The organism is Aminobacter sp. P4_H6_2 (assembly GCF_056400805.1).
The window spans coordinates 1-5,466 of sequence record NZ_JBFUKO010000359.1 but is presented as its reverse complement, the minus strand read 5'-3'; the positions used below and the strand labels follow the sequence as shown (position 1 = coordinate 5,466).

Annotated in this window: 4 protein-coding genes and 1 pseudogene; all 5 read left to right on the top strand. The window is 62.1% G+C overall.

What is annotated here, in order from left to right; all coding sequences use genetic code 11:
• The first annotated feature begins 329 nt into the window (after window positions 1-329).
• Window positions 330-1,109: pseudogene (locus AC1DUU_RS21615) on the top strand (bestrophin-like domain).
• 161 nt (window positions 1,110-1,270) lie between these two features.
• Window positions 1,271-2,113 carry a phosphonate ABC transporter ATP-binding protein gene (phnC, locus tag AC1DUU_RS21610; RefSeq protein ID WP_476785442.1) on the top strand — a complete coding sequence of 281 codons (843 nt, stop codon included), beginning with the start codon at window positions 1,271-1,273 and terminating at the stop codon, window positions 2,111-2,113.
• Window positions 2,114-2,205: 92 nt separating this feature from the next.
• The gene (phnD, locus tag AC1DUU_RS21605) at window positions 2,206-3,117 is read left to right on the top strand and encodes a phosphonate ABC transporter substrate-binding protein (protein ID WP_476785441.1); all 912 of its coding nucleotides are present in this window, start codon (window positions 2,206-2,208) and stop codon (window positions 3,115-3,117) included.
• Window positions 3,118-3,190: 73 nt separating this feature from the next.
• Window positions 3,191-4,144 (top strand): phosphonate ABC transporter, permease protein PhnE, encoded by a 954-nt coding sequence (gene phnE / locus AC1DUU_RS21600; RefSeq protein WP_476785440.1) that lies wholly within the window; start codon window positions 3,191-3,193, stop codon window positions 4,142-4,144.
• Between the two features lie 3 nt (window positions 4,145-4,147).
• Window positions 4,148-5,466, top strand: a 1,319-nt coding sequence (gene phnE / locus AC1DUU_RS21595; RefSeq protein WP_476785439.1) for a phosphonate ABC transporter, permease protein PhnE, incomplete at its 3' end; no start/stop codon positions are given.

Below are 5,466 nucleotides of genomic sequence, written 5' to 3'. Positions count from 1 at the left end.
GTGCGGGTCGGAGGCGCCGACTGGAAGGTGCGCGCGCCACGGCTGCCGAAGCTGCCGCCCCGGCGGGCGTCGGCCTGGTCGACGGCGACCATGGAGAATGCAAGGAACAACCCTGYGAAAAGCGTGGCAAATCGGGTCGTTCGGGACATTTTCATCAGCGGTTCCTCAAAGTGACGTCAGCCCTCATATAATGACTAACAAGTGTAGTGTCAGGGCTTGTTGCATTTTTTTCTCGGCACTGCGACATCTCATCAATTCAGGCATCTCGGCGTTTCCTGGAATTGCCGATACACTGCCGCCAACCTTGCGCCCCGAACGACTGTTGGACGATGCRGATGATCGGCAGCACGATTCTCGGAACCGCCTTCATAGGCGGGACGATCCTCCTGACGCTGGGCTCCTATCTGGCCATGCGGTTCATCACCGGTGGCGACCCCGAAGGCAAGGACCACGAACTGGCATCGTCCGTCGTCGTGCGTATCGCCGCTTTGCACGGGCTGATCCTTGCGCTGGTCTTCGCGCAGGAAATGATCGAATACCAGCAGCTCAAAAACGATAGCGCCACCGAAGCCGACGCTATCGCCGATGTCTATTATGACGCCGAGCGCTACGGCTTGGAGCAAGGTTTAGCCATCCAGCAGGCGCTATCTGGATATCTGCGTGTGGTGATCAAACAGGAATGGGCGGAGCTGGGTTCCTCCGGCGAGCTTTCATAGACCGCATGGGACCAATGGGACGTCGCCTATCGCGCTGTGCTCGATCTCGTTCCCGCAACCGGGCGCCAGACAAGCCTGCGCGATCATATGCTCAGGCAAATGCAGGCGATCGCCGAAGTTCGGGTGAAGCGCGACAATCATGGTCCCGACAGCATCAACGTGATGTTCTGGTTCGCCGCGGTGTCGGGCGTGGTCCTGATCGCATTCGGTTACTACCCCTACGCGCCCGAGCGGCGCAGTCTCATGCTGCTCTCGGTTGTCGGAGCCTACACCGGCATCATCTTGTTCTTGATCTACGCGTTTTCCAATCCGTACAGCCCGCCGGGAGCACTCAGTCCAGGCGCCTACGAGCGTCTGCAAAAGGAGATCGCATCGCCACCGGAGGCAAGCTGACGGGAGGGAATTCGCATTTGGATGCAATCAACAGCCAATTGCGGGCCGCCGACCTGTGCATCGTAACAAAACTGACATGGTCCTGACATTGCAGCTTCATGTCCCGGGTCTAGGCCGATGCCTGAAAAGGGCGAAAGCCTTGACAGGACAGGGAAACCACGATGCTCGAAATCCGCAACGTCACGCGCCGCTTTGGCAAGAGCGTCGCCGTCAACGGTGTCAACCTCCAGATCCAGCAGGGCCAGATGGTCGGCATCATCGGCCGCTCGGGCGCTGGCAAGTCGACGCTGCTGAAAACCATCAACCGCCTGATTGACCCGAGCCAGGGCTCGATCGTCTTCGACGGCACCGAAGTGTCGTCGCTGCGTGGTCCTTCACTCCGCCGCTGGCAGCGCGACTGCGCCATGATCTTCCAGCAGTTCAACCTGGTGCCGCGCCTCGACGTTTTGACCAATGTGTTGCTCGGCCGCCTGAACCACCGCTCGACCGCGCTCAACCTGCTTTCGATCTTCTCCCGCGAAGAACGCATCCGGGCGATCGCCGCACTGGAACGCCTCGACATCGCCCGCACAGCCCTTCAGCCAGCCGGCACTTTGTCCGGTGGCCAGCAGCAGCGTGTCGCCATCGCCCGCGCTTTGATGCAGGAGCCGAAGCTGATCCTCGCCGACGAGCCGATCGCCTCGCTTGATCCGCTCAACGCCAAGGTGGTGATGGACGCGCTTCAGGACATCAACCTGCGCGAAGGCATCACCGTCATCACCAATCTGCACACGCTCGACACCGCGCGCACCTATTGCAACCGCATCATCGGCATGTCCGCCGGCGCGGTCGTCTTCGACGGCGCACCTGAAGACCTCAACCGCGACGCAGTGCGCACGGTCTACGGTGCCGACAACGATGGCGCCGAAATCTCCGAAGCCATCACTTCCACCAGCATCCGCCCGGCAAGGGCGAAGCCTGCGATATCCGCCGCACCTCTCGAGCCCGCATACGCTTCGCTCTGAGGCCGTTCGCGTTCGCCTCGCCCGCGTCAAGGGCCTGCAATCAGCAACTGCAATCGACCCAGCAAGGTGCTGGGCCAACCTGGAGACTTGTCATGTTCAAGAAAGCACTTTTGAGCGCCGTTTCGCTCGCCGTCCTGGCGATCGGCTCGGCTCATGCCGCAGACCTCAAGGAATTCCGCATCGGCCTGATCGGTGGCGAAAACGAAGCCGACCGCCTGCGCAACTTCCAGTGCCTGGCCGACCAGCTTCCGGCCGTGCTCGGCGTCGAAAAGGTGTCGCTGTTCCCGGCGGCCGATTATGACGGCACCATCCAGGGCCTGCTCGGCGGCACGCTCGACTACGCCGAGCTCGGCGCGTCGGGCTATGCCAAGATCTACCTGCAGAACAAGGATGCGGTCGAGCCGATCCTGACCACCGTCCAGACCGACGGCGCCACCGGCTACTACTCGATCATGGTCGCCAAGAAGGATTCGGGCATCACCAAGCTCGAAGACCTCAAGGGCAAGAAGCTCGGCTTTGCCGATCCGGACTCGACCTCGGGCTATTTGATCCCGGTCACCTCGCTGCCCAAGTCGCTCGGCGGCACCGCCGTGAAGGACTATTTCGCCGAGACCGGCTTCGGTGGCGGCCATGAAAACCTGGTGCTTGAAGTGCTCAAGGGCACCTTCGACGCCGGCACGACCTTCGGCTCGGGCGTCGGCGAGTTCAAGGACGGCTACACCTCGGGCAACCTCAAGAAGATGGTCGACAAGGGCATCCTCGACATGGACGACCTGGTCGAAGTCTGGAAGTCGCCGTTGATCCCGAACGGCCCGCTGGTCGTGCGCACCTCGCTCGACGCTGACATCAAGACCAAGTTCAAGGACTATTTGATGAAGCTGCCGCAGACCGATCCGGCCTGCTTCTCGGCCATCCAGGGCGGCGACTTCAAGGCCTACACCGAAGTCACCCCGGAGTTCTACCAGCCTGTCATCGACGCCCGCAAGGCGCAGATCGGCAGCTAAGCCCTCAGGCAGCATGGACGCGCCGCGTCCCCATCGCGGCGCGTCTTTCTTTGATCCGGGACCAGGAAAATTCATGACTATGCCCCTCTCGGAAGCTGGCCTGACGGTCGAGCGCCACTGGCGCGAACTCGCCAGCCGCCGCCGCCTGCACACCATAGGCGGCCTGATCCTGCTGTTCGTCGCCCTGTCGGGCTCGCTCTGGTTCGCCAATGAGAGCAATGCCGGCAAGTTCTTCGACCGGCTGCCACATTTTTTCGACTTCACCGACCAGCTGATGCCGCGTGATCCCTATGAGATCGGCCGCGCCCTGTTTGACCTGCCTTCGCCCTATGCCGACGGCAGCCTGAAATTCGACTACCCCGAGGGCCGCGTCCCCCTGTTCGGCTCCTTCTACATGCCCGAATACGCCTACAAGATGCTGGAAACGATCAACATCGCGCTCGTCTCCACGATCATCGGCTTCACCTTCGGCTTTCTGCTCTGTTTCCTCGCTGCCTCCAATCTGGTGACCCAGCGCTGGCTGCGCTTTTTCGTGCGCCGCTTCCTCGAAATCCTGCGCGCCTTCCCAGAAATCGTCATCGCCGGCTTCTTCCTCGCCATCCTGTCGATGGGTGCGATCCCGGCGATCATCGCGGTGTCGCTGCACACCATCGGCGCGCTCGGAAAGCTGTTCTTCGAGGTCGTCGAAAATGCCGACATGAAGGCTGACGAGGGCCTGCGCGCCGTCGGCGGCAATTGGCCCGAGCGGGTCTGGTTCGGCATCGTGCCGCAGGTCATGCCCAACTTCCTGAGCTACGCGCTGCTGCGGCTCGAAATCAACGTGCGCGCCTCGACCATTATCGGCGCGGTCGGCGGCGGCGGCATCGGCGAAGCGCTGCGCCTGTCGATCAGCCGCAATCACGAAGCCAAGACGCTGGCCATCATCTTCCTCTTGTTCTGCACCATCGTCGCGGTCGACCAGTTGTCGGCCTGGCTGCGCAAAAAACTGGTCGGCGAGCAGGCCTTTGCCTTCGGCCGTGGGAACTAAGACATGACCACTCTTTCCATGACCGAAATGCAGGCGATCTCCGACCGCCACCCCGAGCTTTTCGCCGGCTCGTGGCGCAAGAGCCTGACAGGCTGGGCGGTGGGCGCCGGCACCGTTGCTTATCTCGTCTTCGCCTGGTGGTTCTTCGCCGTCGGTGCCGTGATCGCTGCGGGCAACTGGGGCATTGCCGGAACCTATGTCGCCGACTGGGTCAGCTACGAAATCCGGCCGCAGGTCACCTTCAGGCAGGACCGCCTCGACATCGGCTATCCGCGTTTCTCATCCTACCGTGCCGACCGGCATCCTGAATGGCTGAGTTTCGACCAGCCCGCAGCGACCGCCGCAGCTCCTGCCGCCAACAAGGCATCAGCCAGCCGCGTCAGAGCCCATATAGGCCGCAACAACACGATCGACGTCACTCCGACCAGCGTGACGGTGACGTGCGGTACAGAAACGCTCGAAGTCGCAGTCGTGCCCGAGACCAGCATCGCTATCGTCGGCACCCTGCCCGCCTGGGCGACGCAGAAAGCGCCGGGCGAAAAGATATCGGTCGACTTCGGCTTTGCCGGCAGCGTCCAGATCAACGCCGACGACGTCAAGATCCGCCACCGCTTCCTTGGCTGGCAGAACTTTGTCTTCGACGCCAACTCACCCTACTGGGGCAAGTCGACAAGCGAGGTCCTGTCGCTGGTGATGTCTGACGCGCGCATCGATCCCAAAATGTCGAACGCCGCCCTTGCCTGGGACAACATCGTCAACAACTCCGAATGGCAGCATGGCGACGTCTGGGTGAAGCTTTTGCAGACCATAGTCATGGCCTTCGTAGGAACGCTGTTTGCCAGCGTGCTCGCCTTCCCGCTGGCCTTCCTTGCGGCCCGCAACATCACGCGCAACCGCCTCGTCAACCAGGTCGCCAAGCGTTTCTTCGACTTCCTGCGCTCGGTCGACATGCTGATCTGGGCACTGTTTTTCACCCGCGCCTTCGGCCCCGGCCCCATCGCCGGCATGTCGGCGATCTTCTTCACCGACACCGGCACCTTCGGCAAGCTCTACTCCGAGGCGCTGGAAAACATCGACGACAAGCAGCGCGAGGGCATGCGTTCGGTCGGCGCCTCACCGGCATCGGTCCAGCGTTATGGCGTGGTGCCGCAGGTGCTGCCGGTGCTGATCAGCCAGTCGCTCTATTTCTGGGAATCGAACACGCGCTCGGCCACCATCATCGGCGCTGTCGGCGCCGGCGGCATCGGCCTCAAGCTTTGGGAAGCGATGCGCACCAATTCCAACTGGGCAAACGTCGCCTACATGGTGCTCTTGATCCTGAT

Bases quoted from the DNA above. Each gene is read 5' to 3' on its own strand.
- phnC (WP_476785442.1), top strand. From the start codon at position 1,271: ATGCTCGAAATCCGCAACGTCACGCGCCGCTTTGGCAAGAGCGTCGCC.
- phnD (WP_476785441.1), top strand. From the start codon at position 2,206: ATGTTCAAGAAAGCACTTTTGAGCGCCGTTTCGCTCGCCGTCCTGGCG.
- phnE (WP_476785440.1), top strand. From the start codon at position 3,191: ATGACTATGCCCCTCTCGGAAGCTGGCCTGACGGTCGAGCGCCACTGG.